Here is a 16,164-nt window from a genome sequence, read left to right on the forward strand (position 1 = left end):
CATTGGAACACTCGCATCGCTTCAAAATCCGGGTGCGCAACGCCCTCCCATATGTGGGTACCTTGTCGTCGACAAGGCGGCCTCTACCGCATCGCCCGCCCGCCCCACTTACTTCTCCTCCGCAGCCAGTCGCACCAGTGCCGCCACGATGCCCGCCCCATAGGACGGATCGGCCTTCGTACAGTTATCGATGTGGCGCTGCCGAATGTCCTTCGACACCCCGGCAATCTGTCGCGCGGTATTGTCGAACAGGGTCTGCCGCTGGCCGGCGTTCATCTCCCGGAACAGGTCGTCCGGCTGTCGATAGTGATCGTCGTCGACACGGTGATCCCAGTGCGCGGCAGCACTGTCGCGTTCGAGAGGCGGTTCGTTCAACTGCGGCTGATCCGTCCACATACCCTTGCTGTTGGGCCAATACGACGGCGTGCCGCCGAGATTGCCGTCGGTATGCATCGCGCCGTCGCGGTGATAGCTGTGAAATGGACACTTCGGTGTGTTCACCGGAATGTGATTGAAATTGACGCCAAGACGATAGCGTTGCGCATCGCCATAGGAAAACAGGCGCGCCTGCAGCATCCTGTCCGGCGAGTAGCCGATTCACGGCACGACGTTCGCGGGCGTGAACGCCGCCTGCTCGGTCTCGGCGAAGAAGTTGCCCGGATGCGGTTGAGCTCGAAGTAGCCGACCTCGATCAACGGAAACTCGGCCTTCGGCCACACTTTGAACAGCGCGGGCCGGCCGTCTGGATGTTGACGTTGTCGCTGACCGGCGCACCGTTCGCATGGGTCATGCCTTCGATCGTTCTATTTGATCGTTTTCCTGAATATTTCGGAAATCGTGAATCGCATGACGCGCACGATCCCCGCTCAGCGCCAGGGATCGTACGCCATACCGATGGCGATCAGCCGGCCCACGCGGACGAGCGGATCAGGCTGCAGAAATTGCCGGCATGGAAATGCGGGTCCTTGTCCGCGATCACGTCGGCCTTCACGTTGCCGAACGTCGTGTCGGGCTTGTGCTTGATCCCGTCGTAGAACGCCTGGATGATGTCTTCCTTGAAATGCGGCGTACGCGGATGCGCACGGACGACAGCCTCGCGCTCGACGTCGCTGTACTCCGGATACGTCAGGCCCAGCACGTCCATCTCGACGCCCGCGGTGACGAGCGCGATCACCGGATGCATGTGCTGCGGAATCCCCGGCGTGGTATGCAGCGCAATCGAGGTCCACACGACATCGATATCCTGCTGCGAGATGCCCTTGCCTTTCAGAAAATCGCGGGCGGCGTTCGCGCCGTCGACTTCGAAGCGCTCGCACGCGCTGCTGTGCCGGTGTGTGAGCCCCATGTCGTGGAACATGCAGCCGCAATAGAGCAGCTCGGGATCGTACTCGAGCCCGCGACGCTGGCCCGCCAGCGCCGCGAAATAGAAGACGCGGCTGGAATGATGGAACAGCAACGGAGACGCGGTATCGCGAACGAGCTCGGTGATCTCGCGCGTCAGTTGGCTGTCGGGAATGGTGATGCCTGCAACGTTCTCAGTCATGATCGACCTCCATTGAAAACACCCTTGATTCTCCGGAGTCCGATAGTTGTCTTCAATAGATGTAGTACGTCATATCCTGCCATTTCGCGCGATGGACGGACACGAGGCCCGCGCTACGGAAAGGCGCCGGAATATGCGCGGCCGCCCCGCCCGATGCGCCGCTGGCGCCCCTATACTGCACGCGTCACGTTCGAACCAACACGCAACCGATCATGCCGAAGGTCGTAGGTATTTTCGCCGTACCGGGCGTCCAGCTGCTCGATGTCTCCGCGCCGCTCGACGTCTTCGCGCAAGCGAACGCCGAACACGGGAAGCCGTTCTACACGTTGCGGATCATCGCCAGCGAGTCCGGTCCGATCCGCTGTTCATCCGGCGCGCAACTGCTGCCTGACTGGATCGTTCCCAAGATCCCGGAGCGCATCGACACGCTGCTGGTTGCCGGCGCACCGAATGCCGGCCGGATCCCGCTGCGCACCGACGTCCTCGCATGGCTGCGGTCGGCCGCGGTGCAAAGCAAGCGCTACGGTTCGATCTGCACCGGTGCGTTCATCCTCGCGGCTACCGGCCTGCTGAAAGGGCGTCACCTGACCACGCACTGGGCCGCCGCCGACGCGCTCGCGGAAGCCTATCCGTCGCTCTCGGTCGACGCGGACGCGCTGTACGTGCGCGACGGCAAGCTGCGCACCGGCGCCGGCGTCACGGCCGGGCTCGATCTCGCGCTGGCGCTGGTCGAGGAAGATCTGGGCCGCGAGATCGCGCGGCGCGTCGCCGCGCAACTGGTGATGTTCTTCAAGCGCCCGGGCGGGCAACTCCAGTTCAGCCGAAAGGGCGAGGCACGCCCGGCCGGACGTTCGGTGCTGCAGGAAGTCCAGCGCTGGATCGCGGCGAATCCGGAACTCGAACATTCGGTGGCCGACATGGCGAAGCATGCGGGCATGAGCCCGCGCCACTTCGCGCGGCTGTTCCGCGCGGAAGTCGGCATGACGCCGGCCGCATGGGTCGAAGCGACCCGCATCTCGGCGGCCCGCCACTTGCTCGAGAACGGGCACGACACGCCGAAACAGGTCGCCGCGAAATGCGGCTTCGCGAATGTCGATACGCTCAGGCGATCGTTCACCCGGCACGTCGGGATCACGCCTGCCGAATACCGGAAGCGGCAGGCAGTTCTGGCCGAGTGACGCAGCAGTGCACGCGCGATGCGTGCATGCGCGATGCCGACCCTCACGTTCAAATACTTCGGAATACGATCCAATCGTGCGTCACGCGACCGCCGGCTGATCGATCACTGCGAGATCCGGATGGTTGCGCCTGACTGCGTCCCATGCCCCGCAAGCCGACAGGCCGTCGCGATCAACGACGCTCCAGGACGCCCCAGAATCATCAGACAAAATCGCCAATCCACGCGGATCGTATACCCAGTTGCAATAATGATTCGCTGGAACGCGTATTTCCGACCGGTAACACGATCGCTACGATGTAATCAACCGCTGAACGCAACAAGCGAAGCGCGAAATCAATGAAACCGGAGGTCATCATGAAGTCGTTCATCTACGCTGTCGTCGCCGCAACCGCCCTGTCCGCCTCGTACGGCGCATTCGCACAATCGAACCCGTCGGGCCAGTTGACGCGTGCGAAGGTGCGTGCGGAACTCGTCCAGCTCGAACAGGCCGGCTACAAGCCCGAAGTCTCCGATCAGTACTATCCGCGCGCGCTGCAAACGGCACAGGCCCGCGTGACGAATGCAGATGAAGCCGGTTACGGCGCACAGGCAGCCGCCGGCGTGCGTGCCGGCCGCACGATCGCGGTCAAGCAGAACGGCCGCGACTCCGTGTATTTCGGCCAGTAAGAGCGACGCACACGCGCGAAGTCCGATCCGCGCGCGGCAAACGAAACACCCCGCTCTGAACTGACCCCACGAAGTTGGACGGTTAAAGGCTAGGCGCCGAAGGGCTGAGTCCTGTATTGCACGGGACTCAGCCCTTTCAGTTTGAGCTTGATACGTTCGTGGTTGTAGTAATGGATGTAGCGGGTCAGCGCATCGGTCACGATGTCAGCCGTCATGCGCGGCTTGATCGACCAGCCGACGACTTCCCGATTGAACAGGTCCAGCACGATTGCAAGATACAGCCAGCCCTCATCGGTCCAGATGTACGTGATATCCGACGTGAAGACCAGATTCGGCGCTGTCGGCGTGAAGTTGCGCTCCAGCAGATTCTCAGCAACCGGCAACTTGTGCCTGGAGTCCGTCGTAACGCGATAACGGCGCTTGTGACGGGCCCGGATGCCGTTGTCACGCATGAGCCGCTCAATCCGCTCCTTGCTGGCCGGAAAGCCGCGTGCGCGAATCTCCTCGGTCATCCGTGGCGAGCCATAGGCGCCCTTGACCTCGGCATGGATAGACTGGATCAGGGCGAGCAACTGGGCATCCGTGAGACGCTTGCGACCGGGCGTGCCACCGCGCTTCCACGCCCGATAGCCATTCAGACTGACCGACAGGACCCCGCACAGCGCTGACAGCGGATAGTGCCGACGATGCGAATCAATCCAGGCGTACTTCACAGGAGGTCCTTCGCGAAGAACGCCGCCGCTTTTTTTGCGATTTCAAGTTCCATCTGCAGACGCTTGTTCTCAGCCCGCAAGCGTGACAGCTCCATCTGCTCCGGCGTGACAGCCTTTGTCCCCGGGCCATTAAGCGTGCCTGCCTCATCGGCCTTGACCCAGTTGCGCAGCGACTGGTGTGAAATTCCCAGCTCACGGGCTACATCGCGCATCCCTTGCTCGTCCTTCACGCGCTGTACCGCTAGCGTCCTGAACTCCGCGGTGTATGCCTGCTTCGGTATTTTGAACATCGATTCTTTCCTTCCTTCGGGTCGAGTTTACACACGACCTACTGGAAGGCGAAATTTCGGGGGAAGCTCATGCGGGACTGGACGTGTCTCGCGGCTTTACCGAAGGTGAGTGGCTGCTGATCCGCACGCTTGCCGATGGCCTCGAATGGTCATACGGCTGGAGTGGGCCGGCGGCGCAGCGCCTGCGGTTTCTGCTGGACTTCGGCTACGCGACCGGCCTGCGCGCGAGCGAACTGGTCAGTGCGACGCTCGGCGATATCTGCCGCGACGAGCGCGGCGATCACTGGCTGCATGTGCTCGGCAAGGGCGGCAAGCTCGGTAAGGTGGTGTTGCCATCGCTCGCTCGAACCGCGCTGGATCAATTTCTCTTGCAGCGCGGACTACCCCTCACGCCGGCGCGCTGGAACCCGGCGACGCCACTCGTCGCGAGTCTCGATGAAGATGGCGTGGGCATCGAAAGCACCCGACTGTGGCGCGTGCTGCGCCGGTTCTTCGTGCTGTCGGCTGACGCGATCCAGGACGAACGGCCGGCAACCGCTGAGAAGCTGCGGCGCGCGAGCCCGCACTGGATGCGGCACACGCACGCGTCGCACGCGCTGGCGCGGGGCGCCGAGTTGATCATGGTGCGCGACAACCTGCGCCATGCGTCAATCTCGACGACGTCGACCTATTTGCACAGCGACGAAGTGCAGCGGGCTCGCCAGTTTGATCAGGCGTTCGAAGCCCACAAGGGATAGTCCACCAACAGACCGACAACGCTAAGCTGATAAGGGCTCTGAATTTCTCCGTGAAATCATCGGGTTAAGGTGTTTTTGGCGAAAATCTCACGAATCCCGGCCGACCCTCCTATACGCGGCCCGATTCTCCATCGCGCAACCGCGCAACCGCGCATCCGCCGCGCCGATGTTCTTCTCGTGCGCAACCAGCATCAGCGACAGCGCGTGATGATGTCCGGATCCGCGAGCGTCGGCAGCAGCGTCTGCAGCTTGCGGACGACCCAGCGCTGGCCGCGGTTCAGGAACACCATGCGCTCCGCCAGATCGTCGATCGCCATCGCCTTTTCGTAGAACGCGCCGGTCGCGCGCGTCGGCGTCGCATCGAGCGACCGGGTCGCGTCGACGAGCACGCGGCACCAGTGCGCCTCGACATGTCATCTGCTCGAGACACTGCAATTTTGTCGGCTTGACATGGGCAATCCTTTCAAATAGCCTTCATTTAGAACGTTCTAAATCAAGGTACAAGTCGATGGAGATATTTGGCTATCCCCCGATCGGCGTTGACTGTTCAAGCCGGATCTGCAGGCAGCCGACCGGTTCAGTCGACACGAAGCACGGCGGTCGACTCTCGAACCCTCAAGTGCACTGGCAGGTTGAGATGCCGAAGCTCGGCGCAGGGATCGTTGGCGCGTTGCAGGAGCGTGTGGGCAGCGCGTTCGCCGATCAGCTCAAAATCGGTCGATACGGTTGTCAACGCGGGCGTCCACAAAGCGGCCTCCGCGACATCGTCATTGCCGGTCACGGAGAAATCGCGTCCTGGTTCGAGTCCCCAGCGGCGCAGCCCCAGCATCACGCCAAAGGCGACAACATCGTTCGCGCAAGCAGCCGCGGTAGGCGGCTTGGGCAACGAAAGCGCACGACCGATCAATTCCATTCCGGAGGTTCTTGTCAGCTCTCCCGGAATTTCCTGCGCAGGATCACGATCCAGCCCGTGTGCCCGCAATGCTTCCCGATAGCCCTTCAGGCGCTGTTTGCCGACCCATGTGGAGCGATTTCCGCCGAGCAACGCGATACGCCTGTGCCCGAGTGTGATCAGGTGTTCGACGGCAAGTCGCATTCCATAGCAGTGGTCATATCCTACGTAGTCCAGATCACTGCCGGGAAGGTTGCGGGATACAAGTACACACGGCAACTGCGCCGTTTTCAATTGTGCGACCAGACGCGGGATATCCGTGCTATGGGCGGGACAAAGAATCAGCCCGTCCACCCCGTGCTCACGCATTTTCTCGATGAAATGCGCTTGCCTGTCGGCATCTTCGCGGACGTCCGACAGCAGGACCGTACGGCCGAGCTGATACAGCGCCCGCTCGACTGATGAAGTCAGCCCCGCAAAATAAGGATTGGAAAGATCGTTGACTGATATCGCAACAACCCCGCTGCGTCGCGAACGCATCGAAGCTGCGCTGCGGTTGTACACATAGCCCAGTTCGTCGATCGCCGCCAGCACCTTCTGACGAGTCACTTCCGCAACCAACGGGCTTTCACGCAGCACGAGAGACACCGTTGAAACTGATACGCCGGCCCGCTCGGCGATTTCGCGAATCGTAACACTCACTTTCGGTTGCATTGAAATGGTTTTATAGATGAAACGTTCGTCCAGACACCTGGATGCCAGCAAACTTGACCTCAATCTTACAGGATCAACCTTGTGAATCATCACCGGAAAACGAGATTCGGCGTGGTCGGCATCGATCACCGTCACATCTATGATCAGGTCCGCGGCCTGCTCGACGCAGGCGCGGAATGCGCGGGCTACTGGACGTCGGCCGAAACGCCGACCGAGCCAGGATTTGTCGAGCGATTCCCGCATATCAGCCGGGTCGAGGATCGACGCCAGTTGCTCGAAGACCCCAGCATCCAGTTGATCGCCTGTGCCTCAATACCTCGAGACAGGGCAGCCCTCGCCATCGAAGCCATGCAATATGGCAAGGATGTCATGGTCGACAAACCGGGCGTCATTTCCTTTGAACAACTGGCACTGGTCAAGCAGGTTCAGCAGGAAACCGGACGCATCTATTCCGTGAATTTCACCGAGCGTTTCGAAGTACGCGCAGTCACCAAGGCGACCGAACTTGTTCGTGCCGGCGCGATCGGGCGCGTCATCCAGACTATCGGCCTGGGGCCTCACCGGCTCAACCTGCACACCCGGCCCGCGTGGTTCCTGGACGAGCAGGCGTATGGCGGCATTCTCGTCGATATCGCCTCACACCAGATCGACCAGTTTCTGCATTTTACGGGCTCGACCGATGCTGAAATCATCGCCGCGCGCTACGGCAATCTGGCCCACCCGGACGCTCCCGGACTACATGACTTCGGCGAAATCATGCTCGCGCACCGGGGGGCAAGCGGATACATCCGCGTGGACTGGTTGACTCCCGAGGGCCTCGACACGTGGGGCGACGGGCGGCTCACCCTCCTCGGCACCGAGGGCTATATCGAATTGCGCAAATACATTGATGTCGCTGGCCGCCCCGGCAAGGATCATCTCTTCCTCGTCAATCAGGACGGTACCCGCTATATCGATTGTTCCCGGGAGGCATTGCCCTACTACGCCGATCTGTTGTGTGATGTTGCCGAAAGAACCGACCGTGCGATGTCCCACGCGCATTGCTTCAAGGTGTGCGAGCTTGCATTGACGGCGCAATCCGGCGCGACACGTATCGAATCACATGGAGATTGACATGAACGGCGATAAAGACGGAACGATCGGCTTCGCCCTGATTGGCGTCGGCATGATTGCAAACTATCACGCGCAGGCGATCAAGGCGGCTCGTAGCACGAGTGATATCCGACTGGTCGGTGTGGCCGGCCTGGATGCCGAAGGTACGCGCCGCTTTGCGGAGCGACACGACGTGCCCTTCCACACAACTGACCTCGATGAGTTGCTGGCGCGCCCTGATATACACGTGGTCTGTATCGTCACACCAAGCGGCGCCCATCTCGAACCGGCGTTGAAAGCGATCGCGGCCGGCAAGCATCTCGTCATCGAAAAACCGCTCGAAGTGACGCCCGCTCGCGTCGACGCATTGATCGACGCAGCGCGCAAGGCCGACGTCAGGATCGCTCCGATCTTCCAGGCGAGGGTCGGCCTGGGCGCTCTTGCGCTGAAGCAAGCGCTCGACGCGAAGCGTCTGGGCCGGCTGTGCCTGTGCAGCGCCTACGTCAAATGGCACCGAAGTGCGGACTACTACCGCGGATGGAAAGGGACGCTCGCGCTCGACGGAGGTGGCGCCGTCATGAACCAGGCCATTCATGCGCTGGACTTGCTGCGCTGGTTCGCCGGTATGCCGGCCGAGGTCTTTGCCTGGAAGACCCGTCGCGTACACGTAGGTATCGAGGCCGAAGATACCGCGTGCGCAACCTTCCAGTTTCCGGATGGAGCACTCGGGGTGCTTGAGGCCACCACTGCCGCGTATCCGGGCTGGGAAAGACGCATCGAGATTTGCGGGGAACGCGGCTCGGTCGCGCTTGAAGACGATCGCATCGTTCGTTGGGACCTGATGGATACGCGACCGGAAGACGCGGAGTTGAAGGACCGTCTGCAGAAACACGCGACCGCGTCCGGTGCCGGCGCGCCCGATCAGATCAGTTTCCACGGACACCAGCGGCAGATAGAGGACATGGCAAGCGCCATAAGAATGAACAGGCCGCTCACCATCGACGTGCAGGAGGCGCGCAATACCGTTGCGCTCGTTCACGGAATTTACCGGTCGGCGGAACGCGGCACACCTGTCAACCTGGCCACAATCTAAGACGATTCAGGAGGAGACCAGATGTCATCGAACAAACCCATGGCGGTTCCCGCCGACACCATCCAGGACAGAGCCTGGTGGCGTTCTCTCAACCGCTCCCACTGGCTGGTATTCGCAGTCGCATCGCTTGCGTGGCTGATTGACTGTTTCGACCAGCAGATTTTCAACCTCGCTCGCGACAGCGCCGTCGAGGATCTGATCGGCAAGCAACTGGCGATTGAATACGCGCCCTATACGACATCGGTTTTTCTGGTCGGATGGGCCATCGGCGGCCTCGTTCTCGGTTCGCTGGGCGATCGCTACGGTCGCGTGAAAACGCTGCTCATCGCGGTCCTGATGTACGCGCTCTGCACGGGCTTGAGCGCATTTTCGGTAAGCATCTGGGATTTCTCCTTCTACCGTTTTGTGACCGGCTTGGGCGTTGGAGGCGTGTTTGGCCTGGCGGTTGCACTCGTGGCGGATACCGTCCCCGAACGTGCTCGGGCACCCGCGCTCGGCACATTGCAGTCACTTTCATCAATTGGCAACGTATCGGCAGGCTTGGTTGGAATCGGCGTCGGTGTCCTCGCCATTCATCAGATGCTCCCGCTAAACCTGCATGCATGGCAGATTCTCTTCATGATCGGCGCCTTTCCGGCCTTGCTGCTGGTTCCACTTTTCCTGAAGATGAAAGAGCCGGAAAAATGGGTCGAAGCCAAGGCGCGAGGAAAGAAGGACGGAATCCAGTTCGGCTCATACAGTAACCTGCTGAAGCACCCGACATGGAGAAAGCACGCCTGGCTGGGCCTGATCCTGTGCAGTGCCGGCATTATCGGGCTCTGGGGCATCGGCAATTTCCATCCGCGGATCATTCGTTCGATCATCGACGTCCATCTGGCCTCGTCGAATCTCAGCCCCGAAGCGATCTCGAGCGAGAAGTCGTACTGGAGCGCGGTGGGGTTGCTGCTGCAGAATGTCGGCGGTTTTCTCGGTATGTTGACGCTCGCGAAGATTGCCCAGTTGAAGGGGCGACGTTTTGCATTCGCACTGGCGCTCATGCTGTCGTTCCTGTCGACCATCATGGTGTTCAAATACCTGCGTGAAATCGACCAGATCTACTGGATGCTGCCGGCAATGGGCTTCGGCCAGTACTCTGTCTTTGCTGTCTACGCCATTTACCTGCCAGAACTCTTTCCGACGAGTCTGCGCAGCACGGGTACAAGCTTCTGCTACAACTTTGGCCGGCTTCTCGCCGCGACGGCACCTTTTACGATTGGTCAGATAACCCGTAGCCTGGGAGGCAACATCGAGGCGTTTCGCATGGGCGGTATCGCTGCAAGCTTCGTACTCCTGATCGGCATTCTCGTATTGCCGTTTTTGCCGGAAACAAAGGGCCGACCGCTTCCGGAGGAGTGAGTTCGCGGAACCTGTCCTGAAGCAGGATATGTGGCGGCAACTCGCAAGGTGCCGCCACAGATTGCCTTCCCGAACAGCCTCGATTTGGAGTGTTGACAGTCTTGAACAAGCGATCCGACAACGAACAGATTATTTGCAGCTGCACGTACCGACAGCCGCGAACCAGCAGCGGCACCCTAAGACTTTTCAAATTTGGATTCCAAAAACCGTGGGGCAAGCCTTAATTACGTGAATTTACGACAGTCGATAGGGCAACTAACCCGACTCATAAAATTCATAATTATTATATAAAAGGAGATATTTCGTGGACGAAAAAAAATTTCGCGCAATACAACGACTGCCTCGATTGTTTGTGCTCTTGGTGTTACTTTCGGGCTGCCACGGGATGGAAAGCCCACCCTCAATATCAAATGAGGGCGACCGTGACTTGTTGTCATGCGATGCGCCCCCTGATACCGCAACGGCGCCCAACTCTCAGCGGGTTGCCAAATCATTCGTGCCTGCGCAACCTTACGTCCTGACTGGCGATACGGTGATTCTGGACAATAGCGGCACCTCCACCGGCACCCAAGGCAAACTGGCGACAGCCCTGGCGCAGCATGGCTACAGCACTCAAGCGGACTTCGAACGCATCGGCAAACTGGTCATTCGCAACGGCACGCTCAGCAGCAAGGATAGCCCCGTCTTTTACGACGCAAGAAGTGGCTCGGGGATGAAGAATTTGCAAGAACTGGAGGTGGTCGGCACTGCAAATTTCGTCGGCAATGGTACCCGATCCTGCTACTTCCCCGACCTCTTCCCTAATGAAGATCAGTCCGGCTGTAGCCTGGAAGGGGCTCCCGTATCCAATGCCGCCTCCGATGCGGAAGCAGGTGTCATCCCGAAGAACATGTTTCAAGGGCACCCGTCGTTGCGCCGCATCACGATCCAGAACGCGAAGCAAGTGGCAAGCAGTGCATTTTCGCTTATCCCTACGTTGCAATATGTGAATCTGCCGGATGTGGAAATCCTGCAATCCCAGTCCTTTGCAATGGAAAAGTTCAGCGACAACAGCCAACTCAAAGAAGTCCACCTGCCCAGGCTCAAAACCAGCTGGGAACGGACGTTTTATTACAATGTGAACCTGAACAAGCTGGTCCTGGGCGAGAGGCCGCCCTATTTCAGCAGCCCCAGCAGCAAAGAAGGGTTGTGGTTCTCCTATGCCACTCAAGTCGAAATCTATGTACCGAGCAAAGCCAGCTATGATGCCTACTACCTGAATAGTGCATATATTTCACAAGTTGACTTTAGCGGCTTCCCTGCCCATGCCAGCAACGGCGACAGCATAACGACGCCTCCAGCGGCCAACGCCTATCAAGACAAGTGCTTTAACCATTTGCGTACGCAATATCCTGGTTCAGAGCAGTACGACGGAAACTATAAATACAGCTTGCAACTTTATTCTTTCAACTCCGCACTCAATCGTGCCATCAATGACGGCAAGACTGCAACCGGAGCGCTTTCCGATGGAAGCCCAGGATGGGGTGTCACCAATGGTAACCAGATCAACACCTACGACGCGATGACGTGGGCTAAAAACAAGGGCTTTGATCAGGTTGACATCGCGTTTTATTACTTGCCCGGATACAGCAATACCGATATGCCGCCGTTGAACCTGGCAGCGAGCTGTCGACCGGGCAACCTTGCCAACAAGCCCGGTGATTGCGTAACACAGGACACGATTCGCGCCCGTATTGACCAGTTGAGGCACTGGAGCAACGCAATAGGCATCGACATCAGCGGAACCGGTATCCAGAACAGCTTTTCCGACTCGCTGAAGGCACGCCGCGATCTCGACCTGGAACGCTCTAAGTTCTACTTGGAAATGACCGCACGCCTGGGTGCCCCGATGATGCGCATATTTACAGGGCCGCCGCCGGTGCAAATCAGCCGCGTGTCATGGAAGGATATTATGGACAGCCAAGTCATTCCAATGGCAAGGGAATTGGCGCAATATGGCATCGATCGCAACTTGCGCGACAAACACGGCAACTATGTCATGATCAGCGTACAAAACCACGGTGACATGCTCTCCACCGCCAATCAGGTGCTGTATTTCTACAGCCAGATGAAAGACTCGTCAGGCAAGCAATACCCCAATGTGCGAATGATCAACGATACGGGGTACTACCGCCCCTTCAACAGCATCGACTCATCGCAAACCAACTGGTACGACGAAATCGCGACTGCAAGCCCGGTCGGTGCGAGCCTGCAAATCAAGAAAAAGCCCGGCGGCGCCGAAACCAGCACGATGATGGACCTGCCGCGACTCTTTGCCGGGGTGCGCAGCAAGGGCTTTGGCTCTTTTCAGACACCGAATTACCAGTACAACACTGTTCAGATTGAAGTGTTATGGGCACCCGGTGACGCGGACAATCCTGAAAACATCAGCGACAAAACCAAAGTCATGGGCGCTTACTATGATCGAGTGATGGAATACACTCGTGCCGTTTGGGCAAGTGGCGGCAAGCAATAAAAGGGTGTTGCTCGGCATCCGATCCATGGACACCCCGGCAAACCCTCGCCAAAGGCGAGGGTTTGCCCCGCGAATAGGCTCTGTCGCAGTAAAAGGCCAGTTCAAAAAGGCCGCTCAGATCGGCTGAAGATGTTCCAGCAGACGAGTGAGCAGGCTAGTTTGAGGAATGCTTCGTGAATGTCAGATCGGCGTTCGAAGCGAATGCGAAGACGACGGAAACCATGGAGCCACGAATGAGTCCGTTCGACGACCCAACGGAATTTGCCGAGGCCGCTGCCGTGTTCGGTGCGGCGCCTGGCGATGACTGGTCTGATGCCGCGCTCGCGAAGTCGGCGGCGATGCGAGTCGGAATCGTAGCCACGGTCAGCGTAGATGACCTTGGGCTTGCGAAGCGGTCGGCCGCGAGTGCCGCGAATCGGCGGGATCGCGTCGACCAGCGGCAGCAGTTGCGTGACATCGTTGCGGTTCGCGCCGGTCAGGATCGCGCTGACAGGAACGCCGTTCGCATCTACGAGGACGTGGTGTTTGGACCCTGGTCGTGCGCGATCGGTGGGGTTTGGCCCAGGCAGTATGACTTTCCGTGAGGTACAGGCTGGCCCGACGTGAGGAGTCAAACGCGGGTTAGCATTGCTGCCAGATTCGCGCAGCTTGTCGAGCAGCAGCCCGTGCAGCTTGTCCCATACTCCGGCCTGCTGCCAGTCGTGCAACCGACGCCAGCAAGTCGCTCCAGAGCCGAAACCCAACCCGGTCGGCAGATGGTTCCATCGCATCCCTGTCTTCAGCACGAGCAGGATGCCATTGAGTGCTGCACGGTCCGAGACCGGCAGACGCCCAGGGTATCGCTTGCGTCGCGGTTTGGGCGGTGGAAGTAGTGGTTCGATCAGTGCCCAACAGCTCGTCATCGATGATAGGTGCCGGCATTCCTTGATCCGTTGTTCAGGCATCCAAGGTTAACCGTTTCGTCGGAAAGTAAACAGCCCTTCCGGGTTCTTTTTGAACTGGCCTTTAAGACGGTCTGGTAAGCTTGCGTGATCGAAATGTAGGCGAAGTGAGCGATGCAGCAAGGCATGAATGCGATCCTGAAGCGGGTGTTCCAGCGACCGAATTACCCGTTCGACGTGATCCTGCGATGCGTGCGCTGGTATGTTGCGTACCCCCTGAGCCTGCGCCACCTCGAGGAAATGATGGCCGAACGGGGCGTGTCGGTCGAGAAGGTCAATCCAACAATTGAAATTGCCTGCCATGACTTTGCTGCTGAGCCGCTCGGCAATCTCGACAGTCCCGAACTCGCCGTGATACGAGGCTCGCAGCCTACCGCTGGCGCCACTGTATCGCATAGTCGGCAAGTCCTTGATTTCTTTTGTTATGAAATTGCGGCCTGGACGGAAAGCGCTGCCCAGCTGAGGTGGATCTAACCGGGGAATTGTACGGAAAATAAAGGAACCCCATCTCTCCGACTGCAGGCGCGCGCCGTACCGGCGTCGCGCCCGCTCGTCCCCGCCGTCAAGCCAGGAGCTTCACCACCTGTTTGCCGTGACCGCCGCCGCCGAGCAGCGTGATGAACGCCTCGGGCGCGCGCGCGAGGCCGTCTGCCACGGACTCGTGATAGCGCAGCTTGCCGGCCGCCACCAGCGCGCCGAGTTCCTCGAGCGCGTCGAACCAGGCGTCGCCCTGGTCCGCGATGATGAAGCCTTCGAGCCGGACCCGATTGATCAGCAGCAATTGCGGCATGGTGAGCGGAATCGCCTGACCGTTGTAGCCGGCGATCATCCCGCACAGCGCCACGCGCGCGAACGGGTTGCAGCGCATCAGCACGGCGTCGAGCAGCATCCCGCCGACGTTCTCGAAATAGCCGTCGATGCCGTCCGGACAGGCGCGATTCAGCGCGGCGCTCATCGACTGGAGATCGCCGTACTGGTGATGGTCGAGGCAGGCGTCAAAGCCGAGCTCCTCCACCACGTACGCGCACTTCCTCGGGCCGCCTGCGATGCCGACCACCCGCGCGCCGCGCGCCCGCGCCAGCTGGCCGGCGGCGCCGCCCACCGCGCCGGCCGCGGAGCTGATCACGACGGTCTCGCCGGGCTGCGGCGCGATGATGCGCGCGAGGCCGTACCACGCGGTCACGCCGGGCATGCCGACGGCGCCGAGGTAGGCCGACAGCGGCGCGCGCGCCGGATCGACGTGGCGCCAGCCGCCGAGTTCGGCGCCGTCGAGCAGCGCATACTCCTGCCAGCCGCCCATGCCGACCACGAAATCGCCGGGCTTGAAACGCGCGTTGCGCGAGGCCAGCACCTCGCCCACCGTGCCGCCGATCATCACCTCGTCGAGCGGTTGCGGCGCGGCATAGCTCTTGGATACGCTCATCCGGTCGCGCATGTACGGATCGAGGCTCAGGTAGTGCTGCCGGACCAGCACCTGGTCCTCGCCCGGCTGGACGAGCGGCACCTCCTCCAGCCGGAAGTTGCCCACCTCGGGCGCCTGCTTCGGCCGCGAGGCGAGCACGATGCGGCGATTCATTGCGGTCATGGCGCGGCCCTCCCCCGACGCTCGCGGGCGGGGCTCACCAGCCACCTCCGTGCGCGGCGGCGGCATCGATCTCCTGCAGCAAGGCCAGATCGATGCGGCTCACCGAATCGACGATGCGGCGCACGCCGGTCTCCTCCATGTCGCGCTTTTGCCAGCTCCACGGCTCGTTCGACGGCACGCCGATGAATGGCGTGCCGAGCGCCTTGGCGTGCTCGGCCACGAAGTTCACGTCGTCGATGAACAGCGCCTGATGTGGCGCCAGCTTGTAGAAGTCGCGCACGATCTCGCCCACGCCGGGACGGAACTCGTTGGTGCAGATGTAGGTGGCGAAGCGCGCGGCCTGTTCGCCGAGCGCGCGGCGCATGTAGTCCTCGTCGAGGCCGCCGTAGCAGATCACCGTCACGCCGAGCGAGGTCAGCAGATCGAGGAACGCGGGCACCTCGGGCTTCATGCCGTGCGGGTGGTCGCGCATGTATTCGTCGCGGTAGCGGAAATAGCTGGCGATGCTCTCCTCGTCGCTCTGTTTGCGCTCGGTTTCGCTCATCTGCTCGCCGATCTGCCGGCGAAGGTACTCCACCACCTCGGCGCGCGAGCGCGAGAAGGTGTTGCGCTCCAGTTCGCGCGTGTAGTCGATCCGGTAATACTCGCTGCACAGCTTGTGCATGATCGGGCTGAATGTGTCGATCAGCAACGGGCCGTCGAGATCGACGGCGATCAGGCGGATCGTTTGCAGGCTGGTGGAATTCATCGGGTTTGTCTCCGCGGCAGATTTCAGTGAAATTTCAAAATGGCTCGGGGCACGCGGCGC

General features: G+C 60.5%; 11 protein-coding genes and 5 pseudogenes. 8 read left to right on the plus strand and 8 right to left on the minus strand.

Annotated features, from left to right (window positions below; all coding sequences use genetic code 11):
* Nucleotides 1-108: 108 nt before the first annotated feature.
* Nucleotides 109-728: pseudogene (locus LXM88_RS00575) on the minus strand (catalase); the annotation flags it as partial.
* A gap of 173 nt (nt 729-901) precedes the next feature.
* A complete protein-coding gene (locus tag LXM88_RS00580; RefSeq protein ID WP_262531117.1) occupies nt 902-1,543 on the minus strand; it encodes an HD domain-containing protein in 642 nt (213 codons plus the stop codon).
* A gap of 212 nt (nt 1,544-1,755) precedes the next feature.
* Between LXM88_RS00580 and LXM88_RS00585 the strand changes: the two genes are divergently transcribed.
* Nucleotides 1,756-2,721 carry a GlxA family transcriptional regulator gene (locus tag LXM88_RS00585; protein ID WP_262531119.1) on the plus strand — a complete coding sequence of 322 codons (966 nt, stop codon included), beginning with the start codon at nt 1,756-1,758 and terminating at the stop codon, nt 2,719-2,721.
* Between the two features lie 356 nt (nt 2,722-3,077).
* Nucleotides 3,078-3,389, plus strand: a complete 312-nt coding sequence (locus LXM88_RS00590; protein WP_262531121.1) for a DUF4148 domain-containing protein — start codon at nt 3,078-3,080, stop codon at nt 3,387-3,389.
* An 89-nt stretch (nt 3,390-3,478) separates the two neighbouring features.
* Here the strand turns inward: LXM88_RS00590 and LXM88_RS00600 are convergent.
* Nucleotides 3,479-4,392 (minus strand): annotated as a pseudogene (locus LXM88_RS00600) (IS3 family transposase).
* 77 nt (nt 4,393-4,469) lie between these two features.
* Here LXM88_RS00600 and LXM88_RS00605 point away from each other — a divergent pair.
* A pseudogene (locus tag LXM88_RS00605) lies at nt 4,470-5,129 on the plus strand (tyrosine-type recombinase/integrase); the annotation flags it as partial.
* Nucleotides 5,130-5,216: 87 nt separating this feature from the next.
* On the opposite strand, the pseudogene LXM88_RS00610 reads toward LXM88_RS00605, so the two are convergent.
* Both LXM88_RS00610 and LXM88_RS00615 read right to left on the minus strand, forming a co-directional pair.
* Nucleotides 5,217-5,536: pseudogene (locus LXM88_RS00610) on the minus strand (DUF6306 domain-containing protein); the annotation flags it as partial.
* 170 nt (nt 5,537-5,706) lie between these two features.
* Nucleotides 5,707-6,870, minus strand: a complete 1,164-nt coding sequence (locus LXM88_RS00615) for a LacI family DNA-binding transcriptional regulator (protein WP_262531123.1) — start codon at nt 6,868-6,870, stop codon at nt 5,707-5,709.
* On the opposite strand from LXM88_RS00615, the gene LXM88_RS00620 reads away from it, so the two are divergent.
* The 4 genes from LXM88_RS00620 (at nt 6,847) to LXM88_RS00635 (ending at nt 12,830) form a co-directional block, all read left to right on the plus strand.
* On the plus strand, nt 6,847-7,848 hold the full coding sequence (locus LXM88_RS00620) for a Gfo/Idh/MocA family protein (protein ID WP_262531125.1): 1,002 nt from the start codon (nt 6,847-6,849) through the stop codon (nt 7,846-7,848). The genes LXM88_RS00615 and LXM88_RS00620 overlap by 24 nt on opposite strands.
* Before the next feature lies 1 nt (nt 7,849).
* Nucleotides 7,850-8,920 (plus strand): Gfo/Idh/MocA family protein, encoded by a 1,071-nt coding sequence (locus LXM88_RS00625; RefSeq protein WP_262531126.1) that lies wholly within the window; start codon nt 7,850-7,852, stop codon nt 8,918-8,920.
* Nucleotides 8,921-8,941: 21 nt separating this feature from the next.
* Nucleotides 8,942-10,315 carry an MFS transporter gene (locus LXM88_RS00630; RefSeq protein WP_262531128.1) on the plus strand — a complete coding sequence of 458 codons (1,374 nt, stop codon included), beginning with the start codon at nt 8,942-8,944 and terminating at the stop codon, nt 10,313-10,315.
* A 304-nt stretch (nt 10,316-10,619) separates the two neighbouring features.
* The gene (locus LXM88_RS00635; RefSeq protein ID WP_262531129.1) at nt 10,620-12,830 is read left to right on the plus strand and encodes a hypothetical protein; all 2,211 of its coding nucleotides are present in this window, start codon (nt 10,620-10,622) and stop codon (nt 12,828-12,830) included.
* Nucleotides 12,831-12,931: 101 nt separating this feature from the next.
* Here the strand turns inward: LXM88_RS00635 and LXM88_RS00640 are convergent.
* Nucleotides 12,932-13,751 (minus strand): IS5 family transposase gene (locus LXM88_RS00640; protein ID WP_262531131.1). Its coding sequence is split into 2 segments (ribosomal slippage): nt 12,932-13,720 and nt 13,722-13,751, totalling 819 coding nucleotides; the frame shifts between segments, so codons are not numbered across the junction.
* Between the two features lie 146 nt (nt 13,752-13,897).
* On the opposite strand from LXM88_RS00640, the pseudogene LXM88_RS00645 reads away from it, so the two are divergent.
* A pseudogene (locus LXM88_RS00645) lies at nt 13,898-14,041 on the plus strand (IS6 family transposase); the annotation flags it as partial.
* Between the two features lie 292 nt (nt 14,042-14,333).
* Here LXM88_RS00645 and LXM88_RS00650 read toward each other — a convergent pair.
* Complete coding sequence (locus LXM88_RS00650; protein ID WP_262531607.1) at nt 14,334-15,356, minus strand: NADP-dependent oxidoreductase; 1,023 nt, start codon at nt 15,354-15,356, stop codon at nt 14,334-14,336.
* A 34-nt stretch (nt 15,357-15,390) separates the two neighbouring features.
* Nucleotides 15,391-16,104, minus strand: a complete 714-nt coding sequence (locus tag LXM88_RS00655; protein ID WP_262531133.1) for an HAD family hydrolase — start codon at nt 16,102-16,104, stop codon at nt 15,391-15,393.
* Nucleotides 16,105-16,164 lie beyond the last annotated feature (60 nt).

The sequence above is a fragment of the Burkholderia sp. S-53 genome (assembly GCF_025560745.1).
In the GTDB taxonomy this organism is placed as follows: domain Bacteria; phylum Pseudomonadota; class Gammaproteobacteria; order Burkholderiales; family Burkholderiaceae; genus Burkholderia; species Burkholderia pyrrocinia.

Bases quoted from the DNA above. Each gene is read 5' to 3' on its own strand.
- LXM88_RS00585 (WP_262531119.1), top strand. From the start codon at position 1,756: ATGCCGAAGGTCGTAGGTATTTTCGCCGTACCGGGCGTCCAGCTGCTC.
- LXM88_RS00590 (WP_262531121.1), top strand. From the start codon at position 3,078: ATGAAGTCGTTCATCTACGCTGTCGTCGCCGCAACCGCCCTGTCCGCC.
- LXM88_RS00625 (WP_262531126.1), top strand. From the start codon at position 7,850: ATGAACGGCGATAAAGACGGAACGATCGGCTTCGCCCTGATTGGCGTC.
- LXM88_RS00580 (WP_262531117.1), bottom strand. From the start codon at position 1,543: ATGACTGAGAACGTTGCAGGCATCACCATTCCCGACAGCCAACTGACG.
- LXM88_RS00650 (WP_262531607.1), bottom strand. From the start codon at position 15,356: ATGACCGCAATGAATCGCCGCATCGTGCTCGCCTCGCGGCCGAAGCAG.
- LXM88_RS00655 (WP_262531133.1), bottom strand. From the start codon at position 16,104: ATGAATTCCACCAGCCTGCAAACGATCCGCCTGATCGCCGTCGATCTC.
- LXM88_RS00630 (WP_262531128.1), top strand. From the start codon at position 8,942: ATGTCATCGAACAAACCCATGGCGGTTCCCGCCGACACCATCCAGGAC.